The following is a 21,788-nucleotide window of genomic DNA, read 5'->3' as shown; positions in this document are numbered from 1 at the left end:
CCCGTGAGGGCACCCTATGCCAGTCAAATCCCTGCTGGACGAGTTCAAGCAGATCACCCGGGCCGTGGGCAACGACGCGCATCGCTTCACCGAGCAGGTGACCATTCTGTTCCAGGACCTTCTCCTGGCTCATCCGCAGAAGGCGTTCCAGGCGCTGCGCGTGGTCAAACCGGTGCTGGTGTACCGCGATGCGGCGATCGTCACCCGGTTCCACGATGTCGTCGAGGTGCTCACCCACGACCGTGAGTTCACCGTGGACATGTACGGGCCGCCGATGCAGAAGATCACCGGAGACTTCATCCTGGGTCTGAACCAGGGGCCCGCCTATGAGCGTGGCAGCTCGCTGCTGCGGCTGGCGTTCCGCCAGTCGGATGCTCCGCGTGTCGCGGACCTGGCGGCCGAGACGGCCGGCCGGCTGGTGGCCGAGGTGCTGCCGAGCGGACGGGTCGACGTTGTGCGGGACATCTGCGACCGGGTCCCGGCCGCCCTCGTGGCGCAGTACCTGGGTGTGGCCGGACCGGACGAGCCCACTCTGATCGAGTGGTCACGCGTGCTGTTCGCCGAGATGTTCGTGAACCTCACCCATGACGGCGTCATCGCCGAGCAGGCGGCAGTCGCCACCGCCGGGATCCAGCCGCATGTCGATGCCCTGGTGGCCGGGCGCAGGGCCGCGCTGGCGGGCGGCGAACCCGCCCGCGACACCGTGCTCGACCGACTGCTGCGGCAACAGGCCCTCGGCTCGCAAGCCCTCACCGACGCCGAGATCCGCAGCAACCTGATCGGCCTGCTGGTCGGCATGATCCCGACCATCTCGAAGGCGTCCGCACTGGCGGTCGACGCGTTGTTGGACAGGCCCATGGAGTGGGCAGCCGCCTGTTCGGCGGCCAGGGCGGGGGACCATCCCCTGTTCGCGCGGTACGTCGACGAGGCGATGCGCCTCTCGCCGCAGACAGCGGGCCTGATCCGGCGCACCGTCACGGACTATCGCATCGCACGTGGCACGCACCACGAGACCCTGGTGCCGGCCGGCACCTATGTCTTCGCCGCGACGCAGTCGGCGATGCTCGACGGCTCGGTCGTGACGGACCCCACGGAGTTCCGGATCGACCGGCCCGCCTCGGACTACCTCCACTACGGTGCGGGACTGCACACCTGCTTCGGTCGATTTCTCAATCGATTGGTTATCCCGGCCATCGTCAAGGCGGTGCTGTCCATCGAGGGAGTCCGGCGGCAGCCCGGCGCCGCCGGTGAGCTGGCCATCGACGGCAACTTTCCGACCTCGATGGTCCTGACGTTTCCACGTCTCTGATCAGGCGTATCGAGGTCCGCTGGCCGGAGTGGCCGACACCATCGCCTACCTGCCTACCTGCCTGTTTGGCTGCCTGCCCAGCGCCGGTGCCTGGAGCCCGAGGGCGTCGGTGGTGAGGACGTTGCAGGCGCCGGATGATGGGATACCGATGTCCTGTGGTGCAGCGGGTCGCGCCGGACGGATGAGCATGTCGCGCTGACAGCAGAAGCCCAACCGTCGCCAGGTCGACGCAGCCGCTCGGGTTCGCTGTTGCGGGAGTCTTCGCAGCCTCATCGATGGCAATGCAGGTGTCGTGGGTTTGCACGCGTCGGCCGACCAGGTCGCGCCCACGTGGTGGGTGTCTCCCAAGGCCGACCTGGTTACCGATTCCCTACGGAGGGATCATTCACAGCTTCCATTCGCAGCCGCGTTGTCATGAGGCGCTGGGCGGCCAATCAGCGGTCCGTTGTCAGAAGGACATCCACGGTGACGTCAGAAGGGGAAGTGCCTTCAGGGTCACGGTGATCGCCATATATCCTCACCCGAACCACCCCTCTTTCGCGAAACGTGGGCCAAAAAGGTGAGATCTGTAGAATGAACAAGAAAAAGAAGGCATTCCTGACTGATCCCCTCGGTGATAAGGGCGTCCTGACGAAGGCAATCCCTTGGATATCAATTCCCTTGGTGATCGCACTCACCGCAGGAGTGATTTCCTCCGATCGCTCGATCTACCTCAAAATTCTCGCATCGGTACTGGCTTCCGTCGTGACGGTCCGATGCATCCAGCGGATCGCTGAACAGTTCAATAAATCGCGCTGACCCTTGGGGTATCCGGTAGATGGACCCCAAGACATGCCCTCGGTGGTCCGGGCGGCAGGTGGCGCGAATAGCACCGCTGAGCTGACCTGATTGTCGAGAGCCCGGTGGCGAGACCTCTCTCACCGCCGGGCTCTCGAGTGTTGTCCCCGTCGCCATGTTCCTTCGCTGATTTCCTCGAAAACAATGATTCCATTCTGACGCGGGATTTGCGGAATGGGAGGTCATCGAACTCTTCGATCTTTGAACGTGTTCGGAGGGCGAGTGCGTCCTCGGCCCCTGTGGTTTCCCTCTCTTGGTGGGAATTCCGGTAGGGCGCAGAAGGGGTAGGCGAGGGACTCCATGTTGCGGTGGATGTTCCCGGCGGGGCGGGTATACGTGGAAACGGCCCGAAGGGGGAACGGAGTTCACCGTGTACGTATGGGGTGGCAGTGGCAGTGGCCGTGACGGAGGCGCCGGGAACGGCCGTGCGTCCATCCTCGGATCAGCGAACGCCGCGTACCGCGGCGCCGACGGCAGTTATGTCTACCGGGACGCCAACAACCTCCGGCATACCGTCAGGGCCCAGGACGGCGGCGACAACGACCCCGGCAGCAATGGCGCCGACGGGATGTGGGCGTGCCGTTGCACGCGACGGGCAGGCATTCCCGGTGCCCTGTCGCAGCCCCCGGCACCGGGGATCTCGCCGGTCCGCCGCTGCCGGTGAGGGGCTGTCCTCGGGAGCGGTCCGGAGCCGGGAGGAGTAACAAGGGGGCTGTGCTCGCGACGGCACCGGTGACCGAGGTGGCCCGGGGCGGCTCCTACTCCTCGGTCAACTCGCCGCCGTGCTCTGCGATCCACTCGGCTTCATGGCATCCCTCCCGCACCTGGCCGTTGTGGTCACCGTCCCTGTTGACAGCCGGCCGACCCATGTCGCCAACTCGCTCTGTCTCGTGCATTACATTGTCCCGCTGTGCCGGCGCAGAGCCTGGCCCTGCCGGACTCCGTTCTTTGCAGGAAGAGAATCCATTCTCGTGAAACCGCAGTGTGGCCGGAAGGCCGGGTCAGGGAAGAGAGCGCGGTCCGGGCCGAGCGCCAGGGGTGCCGGCGGCGTACCTCTGAGTGGGCTGTGGGCGGTGGTGCTGTCCTTGGTCGCCGTGGCGACTTCGATACTGGTCGTCGGAGCGATACCGACGACCGCCTGGGCGGCGGACGCTCCACTGCGGGCCACGACCGTCATCACCTGGAACATGCAGGGGGAGGAAGCCGGCCAGAGGTCCGGTGGCAGATGGCAGACCACCGTCCGGCGTCTGGTGCGGCAGGCGCCGATCGTCCTGCTGCAGGAGGTCGGGGCGGGGATTCCCAGCTCCATGACGGACCCCAACACCTCGCATCCACTCCCGTACGTCGATCACCGGACGCGGGACGGTGACAGCGTGCGGAACAGTGTGTGGAACCCGGAACCCGAGAGGGCGGGTAGCGGCCCTTACGAGGTGTACTTCCTGCAGACCGATACCAACGGTGGTGCCCATCAGGGCGGCAGGGTGAACATCGCGGTGATCACCCACGCGGTTCCCGATGAGGTCAGGGTGGTGAACAACCCCGTCCAGGCCGGCCGCCGGGCACTGGGAGTGCGGTTCGGTCACGACTGGTACTTCACCTTCCACGGTCTGTCGGGCGGCGGGGGCGACTCCGCGGTCATGCTGAACAGGGTCGACACAATGGTGAGCCAGTGGGCGCAACAGGACGGGGTGGCCGGTGGCTACCACTGGACGGTGGGCGGCGACTTCAACGTCGATCCGGCGACCCTTGGAAACCGCGCCGACTTCCCTCCGGCACGGATCTACCGCACCGGCCTCGCCACCCAGCAGTCGGGTGGTGAACTGGACTACGCGGTTTCGGACGACATCGTCAACAACCTCCCGGTGTTCCGGCTCGCGGGTGCAGGGTCTGACCACTACCCGGTGCAGATCGGCGGCCTGCGGGCGGCGGCGGAGCCCGTGGACATCAAAGGCATGCCGCTGGGCGACTCGATCACCTACGGCTACAACAGCTCCACCGGAGACGGCTACCGCGGTGTCTTCTGGGACGACATCAGACTGAGTTCGGTGATGAAGAGGTCTCAGGACTTCGTCGGTACCCGCCGTTCGGGCCGGATGGCCGATCCCGACCACGAGGGGCACCCCGGTTGGCGGATCGACCAGATCGCCGAGATCGCGGACTGCTCGGTGCCCGCCCACCGGCCCAATGTGATCACGCTCCATGCCGGAACCAATGATCTCAACCAGAACTACCAGGTGGACACCGCCCCGGCCAGACTCGGCCAGCTGATCGACCAGATCCTCCTGGACGCCCCCGAGACGACCGTCCTGGTGGCCACCCTGGTGCCCTCGAAGAAGCCCGAGGTGCAGCCCCGGATCGTCGAGTTCAACCGGCAGGTCCGCGCACTGGTCGCACAGCGCCGGGACTCGGGCGAGCATGTCCTGCTGGCGGACACGAGCGCGGTGACCACCGCCGACCTCGCCGATCAACTGCACCCCAACGACAACGGCTATCGCAAGATCGCCGCCGCGTTCCTCACCGGCCTCTACCAAGCGGCGGACAACGGCTGGCTCCGGGACCCTGTCGGCACCGGCTCTCCCGGCGGTGCCACATGCACACCCGGCACACAGGAGCCCGGCGGCTGGACCAACGCGGGCGAGGTGATCACGGAGTCCGGGGTTCCCGCTGCCGACGGGTGGACGCAACTCGCCGATGTCGACGGCGATGGACGGGACGACCGTCTGACGATCTCGGACAACGGCACGGTCGACGCCTGGCTCAACAAGCCCGGAGTCGGCGGGAAGCCCTCGTGGTCCGGTCTCGGACGGATCGCCCCCGGCGTTGGCGCATCCGCGCTCCAGGTTCGGTTCGCCGATGTCAACGGGGACGCCCGCGCGGACTATCTGGTGCTGGACCCGTCCGGTCCGATACGCGCCTGGCTGAACACCCCCGGCGACGGCGGTTTGCCGTCCTGGCAGAGCTGGGGCGAGATCGCTCCCGGTACCGGCGCCTCACCGCATCAGATCAATCTCACCGACATCAACGGCGACGGCCGGGCCGACTACCTGGTCGTGGAGACATCCGGCGCGGTCAATGCGTGGTTGAACACGCCTGGCGATGGCGGCTTGCCGTCCTGGCAGAGCTGGGGCGAGATCGCGGGTGTACCAGGAGTGCTACCCGGCCGGATCAGATTCGCCGACCTCAACGGCGACCGGCGTGCGGACTTCCTCGCGGTCAACACCGACGGTGGGGTCGATGCGTGGCTGAACACACCGGGCAGCGGCGGCAGGCCCTCCTGGCACAGTTGGGGCGAGATCGCGAGGGCGCCGGGTGTCCCGGGCGATCGCGTCAGATTCGCGAACGTGGACGGCGACGGCCGCGTGGACTTTCTCGGGTTCGGAATCGGGGATTCCGCCGATGCGTGGCTGAACACACCGGGAGACGGCGGCAAACCCTCCTGGCACAGTCTCGGCCGGATCCTCTCGGTCGAATCCACCGGTGCCGCCGGCGCGGTGCGGTTCGCCGATCTGAACGGGGACGGAGCCGGTGACCACGCGGTGGTGAGGAGCGACAGTTCGGTCGAGGCGCGGCTCAGCACCGGCACGGTCTCCCCGTCCGGCGTCCCGCTCTGGAACAGCCGGCAGGTCGTCGCCACCGGTGTCGGCGTCCCCGGGGACATGGTGCGGTTCGCCGACATCAACGGTGATGGACGGGACGACTATCTCGTGCTCAAGAGCAACGGCGCGGTCAATGCCTGGCTGAACACGCCTGGCGATGGCGGCCTGCCGTCCTGGCAGAGCTGGGGTGAGATCGCTCCCGGCACCGGCGCGCCCGGCTCCCAGGTCCGCTTCGCCGACCTCGACGGCGACGCGCGCACCGACTATCTGGTGGTCGCGGACAACGGTTCCGTACGGGCCTGGCGGAACACTCCAGGAATCGCGGGCAAGCCCTCCTGGCACAGCTGGGGCGTCTACGCCGCCGGTGTGGACGGCGCCACCCGCGATGCGCTCGCGTTCGCCGACATCAGCGGGGACGGCCGGGCGGACTATCTGACGGTGAATGAGTCGGGGGTGATCCGGGCCTGGATCAACAACGGCGGTGAGGGCCGGGGCGGCTGGACCAATCGGGGCGTCTTCGCCGTCGGGGTGGGAGCGTCACGGGACAGTCTCCGGCTCGCCGACATCAATCAGGACAACAAGGCTGACTACTTGGTGGTCTCGGGCAATGGCTCCGTCCGCGCCTGGCTCAACAAGGGCGGGGACCCGGTCTGAGGCGACCCGGTCCGGAGCCGGGCCGGCGGCCGGTGGCGGCAGGGGCCCGGGGTGCGTTGCCGCCCGGGCCTCCGCCGACCGCTCAGGCGCCCGAGGCGGCCCGGCCGGTGATCGATGAAGGGGTGCCCAGGTGCGCGGCTGGGCACCCCCTGATGCGACGGATCCCGGTGAATCTGTCGCGGCGCGCAGCGGAACTCCGATTCGCCGAAGCTGACGGCCGGTGAGTTGATCGCCGGCTGTCCGCCCTGGACCGCGACGCGACCGTGCGGCTGGCGATCGACCCCTTCTTTCCGATGGCCGACCGCATCGCAGATGTGATGGCCGCTCGGGACGAGGCGGACCGGCTTGTGGTCTTCCTCGCCGACGGGGACCAAACGGCTCGCGTTCCCGCGGACGCCGATCTCCGAACTCCTGCCTGTGGAAGCCGAGATGATCGACGGGCCGGACCGGCCGGAGGGAACGCGCTCACCCCTTCCGGCCATGCGCCGGATCCGGGAAGCTGGGGTGCGCCGCCTGCGGCAGGTCGCGGCATCGCCATCTGAGACATGAACGTCACCCATCCCGACGCCGTCCACATCCGCCCGCCTCGTGCGCGACCTCGTTAGGGCGACCAGATGACGCCGGACGAGCGCACCTACCTCTTCTGCCGTGCGGACATCCCCCCGCGCAAGACCCCTTGCGCACAGGGACCGTGAGACGTACTCGGCTGGCTCATGGCGGGGATGGGCGGTCGTCGGGGTCCGTCGGGCGGGGTCGGGCGGAGACGGTCATGGCGATGGGCGCGGGGCCGAGCGTGGCGGCGGCGATGGGTCTGGGGTCACCGGCTGAGGCCGGGTCCAGATTCCAGTGTGCGCTGACGGTGGCTGTGAGCAGGGTGAGTTCGGCCAGGGCGAAGTCTCCCCCGGGGCAGCCGTGCACCCCTGCGGCGAAGGGGATGCTGGCGCCGTGCGGCGGCTGGGCCTGGCGGTTGGGGTCCCATCGGTCGGGGTCGAAGGATTCGGGCCGCGTATACCAGCGGGAGTCGCGGTGCATGGCGTAGGGGCTGTAGAAGACCTGCGTTCCCTGTCTGATGGAGTGTCCGCCCAGTTGGAGGTCGGCGGCGGTGCGTCGGGGGAACAGCCAGATGGGCGGGTAGAGCCGCAGTGTCTCCTGGACGATGCGGCGGGTGTGGACCAGTTCGGGCAGGTCCGCGGGGGTGGCGGGACGGTCGCCCAGAACGCGGTCGACTTCCTCTTGGAGGCGCTGACGGGTGTGCGGGTGTCGGCTGAGGAGGATGAACAGCCATGACGCTGCCGCCGCGCTGGTGTGGGAACCGCCGATGAGTAGGGATGTCGCATCATCGTGGAGCTGTTGTTCGTCGGCGCCGGCGGACAGCCGGGCCATGGTGGGGCTGTCCCGGTTGGCCGAGATGAGCTCGTCCACCACGCGGTGGATGTCGCTCAGGGCGGTTCGGTATTTTCTGCGTTCCGGGTTCGGTATGCGGTCCAGGAGCGCTGCCGCGGGTCCGTAGGCCCGGCGGGCCAAGCCGGCGACGACGATCGGCAGGTTGTGGTGGACGACGGTGCTGAACCCGGCCGGGAGGTGTTGTCCAAAGACGGTGGCGGCCACGACCTTCAGGGTGAGATCGGCCATCTCGGCGTTGAGGTCGATGTCTTGGCCATCGCTCCAGGAGGCCGCTTTGGCCGCGGCGAGGTCGGCCATGGTGTCGAGATAGGTCGCCAGGCGCGTGGTGTTGAGCAGGGGCTGGATCACGCGCCTGCGGTCGCGATGGTGCTTGCCGTCGGCCACGGCCACGCCGCTGCCGAACAGGGGGCGCGCCCTGGTGAAGATCTCGCCGCGGTCGAAGCGACCGCTGGGCCCGGTCAGCATGGCGTGGACGAGTTCGGGGTGGTTGAGGATGTAGGCGGGTTGGCGTCCGATGCGGAACTCGACGATGTCCCCGTATCGGCGTTGCCGGTCGAGGAACACCAGGGGGTTTCTGATCAGGCTCACGGCGTGGCCAAGGAAGGGAAGGCTCCCGGGGACGCGGGGTGTCCGGCGGGTTCCGTCTCCAGGGGGCGCCGTCATGTCAGTCCCTTCCCGCTCGGGTGGTCCCGAGGCGGTAGCGAGGTGTCCGCAGCCCCCACTCCAGATGGCCGCGGATCCAGACGCGGAGGGAGGCGGCGCAACGGTCGGCGTGGTGTTGGGCGGCGTCCGGTAGACCTAATGCTGCGGTGAGCATGGTGAGGTGCCCGCGGGCGGACGTGTAGGTGCGGATTCTCCGTTCGCAGGCGGCCGACACTTCGGCGGCTGCCGCCTGCCGGTCCTGGGATCGGTCATGGGCGGTGACGAGCACGAGGTTGTGGAGATCGCCATGAGCGGCCTCCTTGTCCACCGTCATCAAGTCGTTGGTCCAGCACACCAGATCCGCCGCCGCGATCAGCAGATCCTGGTAGGGACGCGAGTAGTACACGCACGACGGCAGCGCGCCGCCGTTCGTCCTCTCGACCAGGTCGAATGAGGGCATGATCGCTCCGAACACGCGGCGCCAGTGAGGAAACACCTGGCGGTCGGGGACCTGTGCGGCCTGCCGGTGAGCTGCCTGCCAGACACACGCGGACAGATAGTCGCTCACCTGCCGGCGGAACCTGAGCCGCCAGGCGTCGCTCATCCCTGCCGACGCCTCCGTGATGATCTCCTCCAGTGCCCGGCTCATCGGCCGGTCGGCAGCGGTGCGGGTGCCCAGGGCTGTGACCTGGAGGTCGTGAAGGTGCTCCGCGAGGAGATCGGCGTCACGCCCCAGATCGCTCTCGTCGATCCGGTCGTCGAGGAGGAAGAGCCATGCCATCCATTTGGCCGTCAGGGTGAGATCGGCTTTGGTCGCCTCCGGGTGGCAGTAGGCGGCCAGGAGACCGGGCCGGATGCGGGTCAGGTTCTCCAGCTCCGCCGAGTCCTGGCAGAGTCTGCGTGCGGCCGCCCAGGCGAAGGTCCTGGTGTCGACGGCCGCCGCGTGGGGGCTGTGCCGGGCAGGGCCGCTCCAGATCGAGGACCCCTCAACTGGTCTGGTCGACTGCATTTCTCCGTTCCCTTTCTCGGTCGGACGGCAGAACACCCCACATCGCGATCATCGCGTGGGCCACATCGATGAACTCGGGCCGCTCCAGGTGCGCCAGAGCGGAAGATGTCTCGGCACCCGACAGGGTCCCCTGCTGATCCATGACCGGCAGTAGATCGGCCACCGAGAGCCGCCACGCAGCTCCGGCGGCGTTCTTCGAGGTCAAGGTGGAGCAGTGGACGCGCACTCCCACCTGGATGAGTCCGTGCCCGAGCAGTGGGGCCGGAAATGATCGCGCCCATCCCTCCACGTCACTTCCGAGCGCCGCGGCGAGTGTCGCGCTGATCGCCCCGCCCAGGCGCCGTACGACCGGATCGGCGGAGGACGCGGCGGGGAAGAAGGAGGGGTCCTCGATGTAGATCCGCCCCCCTGGCGCTAGCCAGGACACCATTCTCGCCAGCACCGCGTCCCGTTCGCGCAGGTGACACAGGACGCTGCGAGCGATGATGAGGTCGAAGGTCCCGGGTGGGAACTCCTCGGTCCGCACGTCGTGCTGGAGGGCGCGTACGGCGGGGTGGCGAAGCCCGGCCAGGAACCGGATGTCGGTATCGGTAGCCGTGACCTCACTTCCCGGACATCGAGCTGCGAGCCAGAGTGCCACCGTCCCGGCACCCGCTCCGATCTCCAGGCACCGTGCCCCTGGCCGCAGTTCCCACGGGGAGAGAACGGCCTTCGTCGCAGGATCGCACACAGCGGCCAGAGCCTGGAGCCGGTCACTCTGCGATGGGTGTTCGAAGGCGAATACCTCGTCCCCGTAGTTCGGACGATCCCCGTGAGGTAACGGGCCCTTCCGCATCCCATACCTCCCTTTCCCTGAAACGAAATCCGCCGGTACCCCGTGATGGAATCGGCTCACCACTTCGGGAGGGGATTCCCGTAGCTCAGCGGGAATCGGTCAACGACGCGACGGAGTTTCCCGCCGCGGCCTGGATCTCGGACCGTTGGGGATCGGGTTCCGCCGGCGGGGCGTTCATCTTGATATGCCCGCGAGCGGCAACACCGAAGCCGCGAAATCAGGACAACGCCCCATGGCGTGCTGGCGGCGCAATTCCTCCCGGGTGTTCTTGACGGTCATCATGCGCGTCAGTACCGTCGCGGAGTTAACCCGCCCATCACCGGGCCCTGAACAATCGCGACTTGATGGCTGTCCGGACCCAGTGGCACCATGCGGCACATTCTGCCTGGCCACGACATGGCAGCGCCCTCGCCTGGGGATGGATTGACAGAGCAGCGGGGCAGGAGTGAGGGTGCGCCTCCTGCTGGCCCGCGCTATCAGGTGAATGAGTTTCATGGAATACGGGACGTCCTCAGGAGGCGCCGCATGGCAGCGCAGACAAACACCAGAAACGTCATCGTCATCGGCTCCGGCATAGCGGGAACTGCTGCAGCGTTTCGCCTGCGGCAGGCGGGTCACCAGGTGACACTCCTCGAACGTGAGAACTATCTCGGTGGCCGAATGTCCTCATACGTAAAGGTCAACGAAAACGCCCAGTACCGGATCGACCGGGGGGCGAGTTGGCTCTCGCGCAATTACCAGCCCATGATCAAGCTCCTGGAGGAAGCGGGACTCGCCTCGCGCATGCTCCCGTGCTCCAATGAATTGGGTGTCCTACGCGATGGCAGAATTCACCGATTGTCGTTTGTAAGACCCTCGGATTTACTCCGCACGGGACTGCTCGGATGGCGATCCAAGCTCAAGGCGCTGCACCTTCTGCGCGACCTCGCAACGGCACGCCGATCACTGAGCTGGAACGACATGTCGAAGGCCGCCGAGATCGACATCGAGAGCGCCCAGGACTACGCCCTGCGTCGACTCGACCGGCCCTTGCTCGACTATCTGGTGGAACCCCTGTGCAGCACCCAGTTCCTCGCCCCCGCTGACGAGGTCGCCGCCGTCGGGGCCTTCAGCATCATGTGGGGCACCTTCGGGGCGGCGAGCTTCACCTTTGACGGCGGCGTCGGTCAACTCCCCACCCTCCTGCTCGACCTTCCCCTCATGCGCTCCGAGGACGTACGGGTCGAGTTGAACGCGCAGGTGAACGAGGTGAGGCCCCATGAAGGCGGTGTCCAGGTCACCTGGGAGCGCGACGGGACGAGCCACGTCGAGCATGGACACGCGTGCGTCGTAGCCGTTCCAGGACCGATCGCGGCGAACATCGTCACCTCGCTGACCGACGATCAGCGCATCTACCTCACCGGACTGCGCTACACCAACGATGTCCACGTCACTTTCGGACTGCGAGAAGCACCCCGCGAAACGGCTCTGGGCGTCGCTGTTCCCCTCCGTGTCCATCCCGACCTGTGCGTGGTGCTCTACGAGCACAACCTCGGCCCCGGCCGGGCCCCCTCAGGCCGAGGGCTCATCTCCCTCGTGTTCCGGCACCACTGGAGTGCCGCACGTATCACCCTCGACGACACCGCGGTCATCAGGGACTCCCTCACCGCCGTCAACGAAACCCTCCCCGATCTCGCAGCCCACATCGACGAGCACCGCGAGATGGCCGCCGTCCAGCGGTGGGACAGGGCCGTCCTCGCCCGCCCAGCCGGTGGATACCGCGACCTCGCCCGCTTCACCGGCAGCCTCGACCCGCGATCACCGATCCAACTCGCCGGAGACTACTTCGCGTACAGCACCACCAACGCCTCCCTGGCGACCGGTGAGCAGGCCGCACAACGCATCATCGCCGCATCCCATCCCGCACCGTGACCAGCACACCGCGGCCCACGGAGCACACCGCCGGATACGGGGACCACTGAGCGGCCCACGCTTCCTCGGCTGATCCACGGGGAACATCCCCGTGGATCAGCCACGCCACCGTGCCGGGCGTTCTCGATCCGGCGCCACAAGGCTGGAACACCTCAGCACCGCGCGATCAGAACCAGCCCGAAGCCCTCGGCGGCCAGGCGTGGACGGGTCGCCGCGAGCGCCCCTGTCGGCGAGGCGCCGTTCGGCACCGGGATACACCACCGGCGGCGTTCAGGCGGATGTCCGGGCTCTGCTTCCGAACCCGGCGTCCTGACGGCACCCGTGACACAGGCGTTGCCAGAAAGCTGCTCGCAATCGCCGACCTCCCGCACTGTACGAGCCTTGTCTCCCCGCACGGCATCGCCGGGCCGGTCGGGCCGTAACTCAGGTCCTCGTGTGGGGTCTGAGCCGCAGTGTCGTGCCGACCGCGTCAGCGCTGAGCAGACTCCGTACCGGACCAGGCCAGGCGCGCTCGTACTTCGCCCGGTACGCCTCCGAGATCCGGTGGTTGAGGCCGGGCTCGACGGTGAGCTCCAGCCGCACCGGCCAGGCCGTCCCGTCGATCTCGACCCGCGCGGTGCCCGCCAGCCGCGCCATCCGGTACCACTGGCTGTTGGGCCCGAAGGCGGAACGTATGTAGGTGCTCCCGCCGACGTCGACGCACCAGACGGTCCGGGAGACCGAGGCCCCGGCGTGCTGGATGTGGAGGAAGATCTCCTTGCTGCTGCGGGCCATGCCGGTGACTGACTGCATGATCATCCCCCGTCGTGGGCGGTGAGGGTGCCATCGGGGATCGGGACGCCACCCGGACGGCTGGTGGATCCCGCCCGTCCATCCGCTACCGTCTGCCGGTCCCGCCGTGCTGCCGCTCGCGATCCAGTACGTGGGCGGCAGCCGGGACTTGGCCGCCCTGTGCAGGTCACACGCATGAGGTGCCTCCACCGATGCCCATGCCACCGTGCCGGCTGGGCCGACCTGTTCTCGTAGGTCATTATCGCGTAGCCCGCTCGGGTCCCACCCGCCCGGACGGGGCGGAGCGGGCGGGCAGACCAGGGCCCGGCGAGGTTGGACACGTCCCGGTGATGGGCGTTGACCGAGCCGCGCTCAGGACGCGGATGCCAGTACGCCGCAGAATGGCGGTGTGTCCCTACCTCAACGCTGACCGTCGGGAACGGCGGCTGTGTGGTGATCTGCGGCGAGGCCGGGATCGGCAAGTCCGCCCTGCTCGGGTACGCGCGGTCCGCCGCGGGTGTGCGCGTGCTGCGGGCCGAGGGGGCCGAGTTCGAGAGGGACTTCGCCTTCGCCGCACTGCACCAACTGCGCGGGCCGGTCCTCTCCGCAATCGCCGCGTTGCCGGCCTCTCGGCGTGAGGCGATGGGGACGGCTTTCGGGCTGCGGGAGGGCGATACTCCCGACCGCTTCCGCGTGGGCCTGGCCCTACTCGACCTGCTGGCGAACGCCGCGGACAGCGGGGAGCGACTTGAGACGCCATTGACCCCCGTCACACAGGAACAACCCGAACCGGTGCCTCCTCCCGTTCACAGGCGAGAGGAGGCACCGGTTCCTCGGCTACCGCCCAGACAGGCTCAGCCCAGGGCGGCGGGGCAGGCGAACGTCGGTACCGCCGGGAACTCAGCCCCACACCGCGGTGTTTCAGTCGTTGATGCCGTAGTAGTCCGCGAAGAAGCCGGTGATCTCCGTCGCGTACGGCAGCAGTTGGGGCAGATGGACGGCGAGCGCCTCGCGGGTGGCGTCGGCCAGATCCGCGGAGGAGTCGGTGGCCGTGCGGATGTAGGGGTCGAGGCGGCGGATCAGCTCGTAGTTGCTTTGGACGTCGACGGTACGCAGGGCCCCCTCCAGCGGCGGCGCGCCCGCGGGCGGTACGGCGGGCAGAATCCGGGAGACGTAGGTGACCCGGTGCAGCACTCGCCAGCAGGGGGGCTTCCGGTCGCTGTGCCGGGCCTGGCGCAGCGCCGCCGCGTTGGCGTCGGTGCTGTTGGCGAGCCAGAGCGGATCGGCGACCTTGCGGTAGAAGTCATCGAAGTGGTCGGTGTCCTGACCCAGGTAGAAGGTCATGAAGCGGTACGCGTCGACCTTCCCGGGGACCCGGACGGGTTTGCCCGCGGTGTCGTACTTGGGCTGGCCGTTCTCGTACTTCTGCAGATCCCGGGTGGGGGTGCAGGCCACCTCCAGGCTGTGCGAACGGCTCGCCTCCTTGGAGCGCTGGCGGGTGACGCTGATCCCGCCGCCTACCGAGCCGTCCATCTGGAAGCCGATGCCGATACCGGCCACTTCGAAGCCGCCCTCCAGCGAGGCGGTGACCGCGCCGGAGAAGCTGTAGGAGCCCCCGGTGCTCTCCGTGACGACGTCCACGGTCCCGGTGGTCTCGGCGAAGAAGCCGCCGTCGGCGGTCCAGACGTAGGTGTTGGCGATGTTCCGGTTGGCGAACGAGCCCGAGGTCTGGGTGGGCGGGTTCTTCCCCGGCGCACCGGGCGCCGTCCCGACCACGGACTCCAGCACCTGCGCGGCCCGCTCCGCGGTCGGGTCCGCGTCATGGGTCTGCGTCGAGACGCTGGCGTAGTAGTTCTCCAGTTGCTGCCGCTCCCGCGCGATGCGCCGCTTGATGGCGTACGCCTCGCGGGGTTTGAAGTAGCTGTGCTCGCCGCGCTGGGTGGCGTTCGCGTAGGCGGGGTCGAGCACCTTGCCCTGGGCGTTGAAGCCGACCGCGCCGTCCAGCGTGCCCTGCTTGGTGTACTGGGGGTTGAGCGGGAACGTGATGATGTTCCAGTCCTTGGGGATGTCCGGGTTGGGCTGCATCCGGTATGCCACCAGCGCCCCCGAGTGCGCCAGCCGCAGCGCGTACACATCCGCAGTCTCCGACTGCACCAGGGCGTAGCCGTTGTTCGCGGGCACGAATCGGCGGCCGATATCGCTGTTCAGGAGACGGCTCGGGTCCTCCCAACCGCCGGTGAGGGTGGCGGAGGTGTTCCGGGCGGTGCTGGCGCCCTGGGCGACGGTGGTCTCATCCGTCCAGCCGTTGGAGAACTCCAGACTGCCGCCGATCCGGCCCTGGAGCGCGACCTCCACCGCCGGGGTGGCCGTACCGATCCCCAGCGGCGCCATGATCAGCAGCACGCTCTCGTCGATCTCCTCCCCGGCCGAGATGCTGAACGCCACATCGGCGCTGCGCTCCCGGGCGGAGGAGAGGGTGGAGGTGACCTCGTCGGCCTGCTGGAAGACGACGCTGGAGCAGCCGGCCGGGTCGGTGCCCCCGGTGAGGTTCTCCGACGGGACCGGCGGCGCGCCCTCGATATAGCCGATGAGCTGGGGGTCGAACTGCACCTGGCTCACCCATTCGCTGACCAGGTCGCCGACCTTGTAACCCGCGGTCAGCCGCCAGGTCCCGTTCACCAGATGGGAGTAGCAGCGCTTGAGGACGCCGTACGCCTCCCCGCTGCGGGTGTACTGGAGGTCGGCGTACTCGGTGGCCGCCGGAGACGCGCTGATCAGCTCGTGGAACGCGGTTCGGACGCCCGCCAGCGCGGAGCGCACGATGGCGGTGTCATGGGACACCGGGGCGGTGGACAGCACGATCCGGGGCCGGCCGCTGTCCGTGCCGATCGCGAGATTGTTCCCGCGCAGGGAGTGGTCGCGGACGGCGTCGGAGGCCGTGGTGCCGGTGTCGGTGTCGAAGGGCCAGTAGGCCACCAGGTCCTGCTTGTCGCCCTTGAGACGGGTGAACAGATTGTCGAGCAACTGCTCGGGGGTGCGGGCGGTGCGCCAGAGCCGCACTTCTTCCAGGGTCCCGCCGAGGGTGTCGGTGACCGCACGTCCGGTCCGGGTCTTGCCGCCCAGGGTGAGCTGGTCCTCTTCATCTGCCTCGAACAGCGGGTTGTCGCTGAGGAAGTCACAGGGGATGGACTGTCCGTTGCGGTAGACCTGGAGGGAGCCGGCGGCCGGGTCGGGGTCGGCGGTCCAGCGCGCCCCCCGCAGCTTGAGATCCTGTCCGGCCGCGGTGTCGGCGCTGGTGTTGCCGGTGTTCTCCTCGAAGGTCCAGCGGCCCAGCAGCCCTTCGTCCCGGGGCTGGATCGCGGTGCCGAGCTGATTGGTCTCCCGGGCCTTGCCCCAGATCCGGACCTCGCCGATGGTCCCCTTCAGCCCATTGGCCACGGTGCCCTCCCGGGCCCGGCCGATCTCCAGTGCTCCGTCGTTGCCGCGCGGCCCGGCCCCGTCATAGCGGCTGGTGCCGATCTCGACGCCGTCCACCACGAACCGGATGTCGTCCCAGGCCTTGGCGTCCACCCGCTCCACGACATCGACGGTCTTGGTCTGGGTCGCGCCGCTGGTGTCGGTGTAGGTGATCTGCTTGGGGGCCTTCACCTCCTGGGTGGCGCGGCCCGCCTTGCGCACCACCGCGAACCGGTGGAATCCGGCGGTCACCGCGGAGGCGGAGGTGAGGCGGCGCACGCTGGGCCCCGGCTCCTCGAACGCGAACTCCAGCTTCCCGTTCGCCAGTACCGAGAACTGGTACGGGACGCTGCCGCCCGCTCCGTCGCCGAGCCGTCCCTTGGAGACCAGCCCCTGCCGGGTGCCGAGGGCGTCCACGGTGCCGAACACCTCGATGGTCAGATCCCCCGTCACATCGAGGGCGTCGGAGTCGGGGGTGTCCGCCCAGGAGGACCCGTCGAACGACAGCGCCCAGGACTGCTCGTGCACGACCGCCAGATGCGCCCAGTCGCCGACCGGATATGTCTCCCGGCTCCTGCGGTACCTGTTGGCCACGCCCGCCTGCACCTGGTAGGTCGAGATCGCGGAACTGCACTGGGCGCCCGTGCCCCCGGCGCCGGTGCTGCCCCAGACCCCGCCGTTTCGCTGCTGCGCGCTGAGATCGGGGAACTGGTTCATCTGGTCGCGGGTCCGGTCGTAGATCCACGCGCCGGTCAGCCCCGGTTCACGGGGCGGGACCCGGCGGTTCCTGGCGGCGTCGACATCGGCGTCGGACCGTGCCCTGTTCCAGGTCCGCAGTTCGGCCAGCCTGCCCGAGAAGCACCGGACGGTCCCGCTGTCGGAGCGGCCCACGATGAGCTGGTTCGTGCCGCTCGGGAGCGTGGCGGCGGTGCGGCGCGCGACCTCCACCCCGTCCCGCACGATGGTCTGGACCCGGGTGGTGCGGTCGAAGGCGACCGCCCAGTGGTGCCAGTCGCCGTCGGGGTAGGCCGTGGTGGTGGTTAGCACCTCCCCGGTGAAGCCGAAGCTGAATTTGCCGTCGGCGGTGAACCCAACGCTCAGTCCGTTCGTCCCGATCGCCACGATGGTGTCCGGGACCGTCCGCCCGGTAGTGCGCTGGAGCCAGCACTCGATGGTGAAATCGGTGCCGGTGGGGTCCGCGCCGGGAATCGCCATGGCGATGTCGGTACCGTTCAGAACGATGCCGCCGCCGACCGGCTCGGGGGAGAGGCCGAGCCCGGCCTTGGTCGCTTCGCTCTTCAGATGCAGTACCCGGGAGCGCCCGGCGACGAGGGACGTGGGGTTGACCCAGGCCTCGAAGGTCAGGTCGCCGGCTACGGTGACCTGGCCGAGCCGGTCGGTGGGCAGCGACAACCAGTGGTTGTATCCGTCGAGGGCGAACGCGCGGCCCGGGGAGTCGCCGCGCCAGCGGCTCCCGTGGCCGGTCACCCGCAGGGTCGCCGTTCCGTTCGGCACGGAGAGGTCGCCCTTGTCGGCGCTGACCGTGATCCAGCGGGAGCCCTCGGCCAGGGAGACCCCCGGCCGGGTGGAGGTGGCGCGGTCGGTGTCGTAGCGGACCAGCGACACCGGGGTGCCGGTCGTGACGCCGGCCGGCGGCGAGGGAACCACCCGTAAAGTGGTCGACCCCACCGGGGCGGCCGTGTTCACCAGATAGTTGGTGCTCCCGATCCGCACATACGACGGGGCGGGGACGGCGAGGCGGCTCGCCTGGGAGAGGGTCACCTGGTCGCCGGAGACGCTGGCGACCGTGCCCACCTGCACCGGTTCGTCCGTGCTGCCGTTGACGGCGGCGGCGAGGTCCCGGGCCCGGCGGGGCAGCCGGGGGAAGGTCTCCGTCTCCGTCCCCCGGGTGACGGTCAGTTCGCACAGTCCCGCCACGGCCGCGTTGTTCACCAGGCAGTCGGCGACCCTGATCTGGGTGCCGGTGAGGTCGACTCCGGGGTCCCGGGCGGTGAAGAGCGTGGTCAGCCCGTTGCCGACGAGCTGATGCACCCCGCGTACGGCGGAGGTGTCCAGATAGGCGGCGAAGAACTGGCCGTTCGTGCCCCGGAAGTAGAGCGCCACCCGGCCCGTGGCGCTGTCCATCAGATGGGGAGTGGAGGAGCCGCGGGCGAACTTCAGCAGGGCGCCCGCGCTGCTCAGTCCGCTCGCGTCGATGCCGATGTGCGGCACCGGCAGCACCAGGTCTCCGGCGCCCTGCAGACCGGCCGTGATCCGGGCCAGTTCCTCGCGGGCCGCCGTCAGTTCCGCCCGCTTGACGGCGGCGTCCTGGCCGCGCTGCGCCAGGGTCACGGTGAGCACGGCGAGCCGGTCGACCTTGACCTTGAGTGCCTGGTCGGGCGCGACGCCGACCTTCTCGATCTGGAAGCGCCGCGCCTGCTGGTCGCTTCCCTGGACGCCGGCCCCCAGCCAGAGGGTGCTGTTGATGCTCTGGAGCTGGAAGTCGGTGCCCGGGTTTCCCCTGACGGCCCACTGGGCGGAGGCGGGGATGGTCCCGGTGAGCGAGCGGCTGACGAGTTTGACCGTGCCGCCCGCGGTGTTGTTCTCCGGCTCGGCGACCAGATTGGCGGAGCCGATCCGCACCAGTGCGACCACGGCGTTTCCGTAAGCCGCGGCGGTACCGGGGACGCGCGTCAGCTGCCACTGCGCGGGGGTCCGCGTCAGCGCCAGCGACTCGCCGGCGGTCCCGGCAGGGCTCGACAGGAAGGTGGCTGTCGCCGGGTCGTCGACGGCGCCGGTGGACACCCGGAGCCGGACGATCCACTTGGATGGATCGTTGCCCGCCACCAGGTTGGCCGTCTCGATCTCCGACTCCAGGCCCGCCTTCTCGGTCTCCTGGGCGCGGATGTCGCTCTCGATGGCGATGAGTTGATCCACGAGCTGGGTGATCTTGTTGTTCTGGGTCGTGATCTGGTCGGTGCTCGCCGCCGCCGGAACGCTGACATCGGTCAACGGCAGCACATCGGGGACTGCGGCGAGCCGCCCGTCGGCACCGACCCCGAAGTCGATCGCCGCGATATGAGCGTCGGCCGTCGGGCTCCCGGTCGGGCGCGTCGCGAAGGCCAGCAGCACCCGGGCCTGCCGCTTGGCGGGCTTGACGGCCTCCTCGTACCCGGAGGCGACCTCTTCCTGCTGGTAGTACAGCGCGGCCGACAGCCCGGAGACCACATCGCGCCCGGTGACGGTGAAGCTGTCGCGGCGGACCCCGGGGTGGTCGCTGACCGGGGCCTCGGAGGTGACCCAGGTCCCCCCTGCGGTGAGCGTGCCGTGGGCGGCCGTGTCGGTCTGGTCGTACACGGCGGTCCCGACGCCCTCGTCCAGCCGGTAGTAGCCGATCAGCCCCGGTTCGTTGCCGATCAGCCGGTACCCCCGCTCCTCCGCCAGCTCCGCCTGCGAGCGGGCCCGGCTCCAGATCCGCACCTCGTCGACGATCCCGTTGTAGAAGCCGCCGGACTGCGCCGAGCCGATCCGCAGGGCCGCCGTGCTGTCGTTGGGGTAGGCGAGCGCGGCGCTCGCGCTGTAGGCCCCGTTGACGTACAAAGTGGCGACCGTGCCGTCGAAGGAGGCCGCGATGTGCGCGTAGGTGCCCGCCGGAACGGTCTGGCTGGAGGTGACGGAGCCGCCGCTGTGATCCAGCACCACCTGACCGGTGTTGGTGATCCGCAGCTGGAATCCGCCCTGACCCGACCCCGCCCAGCGCGCGACCACGGGACCGCCCGCCGTCTGGGGCCGCACCCACGCCTCCACCGCGTACGCCTTGCCCTGGAACTTCAACGCGGTGGCCGCCCCGAGATCCACATACGCACTGCTGCCGTTGAGTTGGACCGCCGTCTCGGCGAGCTTGCTGTCCGGGCTGACCGGGACCAGAGGCAGCCCGGTGAACGGGCAGGTGCCCGGCGCCCGCTCGAACACCGAGCCCCTGTAGTCGGCGCTTGGACTGGTCCAGTACCGGCTGCCCTGGGTGTTGAACAGCCCGTCCTCGCCCTGTTCGACGTTGAACGAGTCAAGGCGCCCGGTGCTCCGGTTGTGGGCGAAGAACTGCCACCGCTGACGCCCCTGCACCTCGGTGGGGGTGAGCAGCGCCGCGAACCGGCCCTCCGCCAGGTTCCGGATGAACGCCAGCTCCTGCGTCGGCTCGTAGAACGGCCTGCCGTCCATATCGGTCGCGCCGAGACTGTCCTTGGCCGACCCCGGCTCGCTCTTGTGCCTGCTGCGCCGGAAGCGCACCTCCGACACCGGCTTCAGCCGACCGTCGACCAGGAGGAACCGGTCGCACAGCAGGGTGTCGGCGACCACCGGCACCTTCGCCCCGCCCGAGGTGATGAAGTCGGTACGCGAGCTGTCAGCGGAGGAGCCGCCATCGGCGAGCGCGTGCACCGCGTCCGCGTGGGCCGAGCCGATCGCCTGGCGCAGCACCACCACATGGGTGCCGTCCGAGATCACCTGGAACGGCGCCGCGGCGGTCAGCCGCGCGGTGCTCGACAGGAAGACGTCGGTTTCGTCCGGAGTGAGCTCCTGGCCCTCCGCCGCCTCGGTCCGGCCGCCCTTCTTGACCACGGGCATCGCTGTCGCGCCCACCAGGGCGTAGCCGACTCTGACGATCTCGTCGGGAAACGGCAGCTCGACGGGGTTCTCGGACCAGTAGGCGGCGTCCAGTTCGCCGCGCTTCTCGTCGTACACGGAGAGGTCGAGCACGGTGTAGAGGACCCGCCGCCTGTCGTCCAAGGCGAAGGCGAGGGCGGTCCCCTGGTGGCGCACCATCGTGGTGTGTACGTAGGTCCGGTCGCTGTAGATCTTCAGCACACTCTGATCGGCTGTCATCGGTCATCCGTCCTGGTTCACACATGCTCGGGGCATGGGGGAGCGGTGGGCATGACGAACTCGCGGCCGGCGCGGCCGCACATCTGGAGCGGGAGAACGAGTGACAGTGGAGCATGGAGCCCCACCCGCCGAAAATCGAACAGGCCGTCAATGGCCAATAAAAGTAGGAACATGCATTTATACATCTACATAGAGTCGTTTGTTCGTTCGGTTATGGAGCGTGTGAACCAATCCGGATGTCAGGGGGGACCGAAACCGGTGCTGTCAGACGTCCCCCTCCGCCTTTCGCCAGCGTGCGGCAGGGGCTTCGGCCGGCAGTGGTCGACCACGTCCGGAAGCCGCAGCCGGACGAATCGCACGACGGGACCTGCCCTTGGGCGTCCCTTTGGGCGTCCTTCCGGGCGTCTCGAAGGCCGGCCGCCATCGTGGGCGTTTCGGGTGGTTGGTCTTCCCTCAAGGAGGCACGACGCCACCGGCTCCCTG

Annotated in this window: 11 protein-coding genes and 1 pseudogene; 6 read left to right on the top strand and 6 right to left on the bottom strand. The window is 68.8% G+C overall.

Annotated elements, in window-relative coordinates; all coding sequences use genetic code 11:
• Nucleotides 1-16: 16 nt before the first annotated feature.
• The 3 genes from NBG84_RS02555 (at nucleotide 17) to NBG84_RS02545 (ending at nucleotide 2,810) form a co-directional block, all read left to right on the top strand.
• Complete coding sequence (locus NBG84_RS02555; RefSeq protein WP_250917554.1) at nucleotides 17-1,309, top strand: cytochrome P450; 1,293 nt, start codon at nucleotides 17-19, stop codon at nucleotides 1,307-1,309.
• A gap of 573 nt (nucleotides 1,310-1,882) precedes the next feature.
• Nucleotides 1,883-2,107, top strand: a complete 225-nt coding sequence (locus NBG84_RS02550; protein WP_250917553.1) for a hypothetical protein — start codon at nucleotides 1,883-1,885, stop codon at nucleotides 2,105-2,107.
• A 409-nt stretch (nucleotides 2,108-2,516) separates the two neighbouring features.
• Nucleotides 2,517-2,810: a hypothetical protein gene (locus NBG84_RS02545; protein ID WP_250917552.1), complete on the top strand. Its 294-nt coding sequence runs from the start codon at nucleotides 2,517-2,519 to the stop codon at nucleotides 2,808-2,810.
• A 94-nt stretch (nucleotides 2,811-2,904) separates the two neighbouring features.
• On the opposite strand, the gene NBG84_RS02540 is transcribed toward NBG84_RS02545, so the two are convergent.
• On the bottom strand, nucleotides 2,905-3,042 hold the full coding sequence (locus NBG84_RS02540; protein WP_250917551.1) for a hypothetical protein: 138 nt from the start codon (nucleotides 3,040-3,042) through the stop codon (nucleotides 2,905-2,907).
• A 198-nt stretch (nucleotides 3,043-3,240) separates the two neighbouring features.
• Between NBG84_RS02540 and NBG84_RS02535 the strand changes: the two genes are divergently transcribed.
• On the top strand, nucleotides 3,241-6,396 hold the full coding sequence (locus tag NBG84_RS02535) for an FG-GAP-like repeat-containing protein (protein ID WP_250917550.1): 3,156 nt from the start codon (nucleotides 3,241-3,243) through the stop codon (nucleotides 6,394-6,396).
• A 711-nt stretch (nucleotides 6,397-7,107) separates the two neighbouring features.
• Here the strand turns inward: NBG84_RS02535 and NBG84_RS02530 are convergent.
• Genes NBG84_RS02530 through NBG84_RS02520 form a run of 3 tightly spaced genes read right to left on the bottom strand, consistent with a single transcriptional unit; the run spans nucleotide 7,108 to nucleotide 10,286 of the window.
• A complete protein-coding gene (locus NBG84_RS02530; protein WP_285366255.1) occupies nucleotides 7,108-8,463 on the bottom strand; it encodes a cytochrome P450 in 1,356 nt (451 codons plus the stop codon).
• A 1-nt stretch (nucleotide 8,464) separates the two neighbouring features.
• The gene (locus NBG84_RS02525; RefSeq protein WP_250917548.1) at nucleotides 8,465-9,451 is read right to left on the bottom strand and encodes a (-)-delta-cadinene synthase; all 987 of its coding nucleotides are present in this window, start codon (nucleotides 9,449-9,451) and stop codon (nucleotides 8,465-8,467) included.
• The gene (locus NBG84_RS02520) at nucleotides 9,429-10,286 is read right to left on the bottom strand and encodes a class I SAM-dependent methyltransferase (RefSeq protein ID WP_250917547.1); all 858 of its coding nucleotides are present in this window, start codon (nucleotides 10,284-10,286) and stop codon (nucleotides 9,429-9,431) included. Before NBG84_RS02520 ends, NBG84_RS02525 begins: the two co-directional genes overlap by 23 nt.
• Nucleotides 10,287-10,811: 525 nt before the next feature.
• Here NBG84_RS02520 and NBG84_RS02515 point away from each other — a divergent pair.
• Entirely contained in the window at nucleotides 10,812-12,197 is a 1,386-nt protein-coding gene (locus tag NBG84_RS02515) for a protoporphyrinogen/coproporphyrinogen oxidase (protein ID WP_250917546.1), read from the top strand.
• 423 nt (nucleotides 12,198-12,620) lie between these two features.
• Here the strand turns inward: NBG84_RS02515 and NBG84_RS02510 are convergent, their stop codons facing one another.
• A complete protein-coding gene (locus NBG84_RS02510) occupies nucleotides 12,621-12,989 on the bottom strand; it encodes a DUF2255 family protein (protein WP_250917545.1) in 369 nt (122 codons plus the stop codon).
• A 402-nt stretch (nucleotides 12,990-13,391) separates the two neighbouring features.
• Here NBG84_RS02510 and NBG84_RS41340 point away from each other — a divergent pair.
• Nucleotides 13,392-13,718 (top strand): annotated as a pseudogene (locus NBG84_RS41340) (helix-turn-helix transcriptional regulator); the annotation flags it as partial.
• Between the two features lie 171 nt (nucleotides 13,719-13,889).
• On the opposite strand, the gene NBG84_RS02505 reads toward NBG84_RS41340, so the two are convergent.
• Nucleotides 13,890-21,305: a LamG domain-containing protein gene (locus NBG84_RS02505; protein ID WP_250917544.1), complete on the bottom strand. Its 7,416-nt coding sequence runs from the start codon at nucleotides 21,303-21,305 to the stop codon at nucleotides 13,890-13,892.
• Nucleotides 21,306-21,788 lie beyond the last annotated feature (483 nt).

Source organism: Streptomyces albipurpureus (assembly GCF_023701525.1).
Taxonomy (GTDB): domain Bacteria; phylum Actinomycetota; class Actinomycetes; order Streptomycetales; family Streptomycetaceae; genus Streptomyces; species Streptomyces albipurpureus.
Note: the sequence above shows the minus strand (reverse complement) of the source record. Positions and strands in the feature narration are given on the sequence as shown.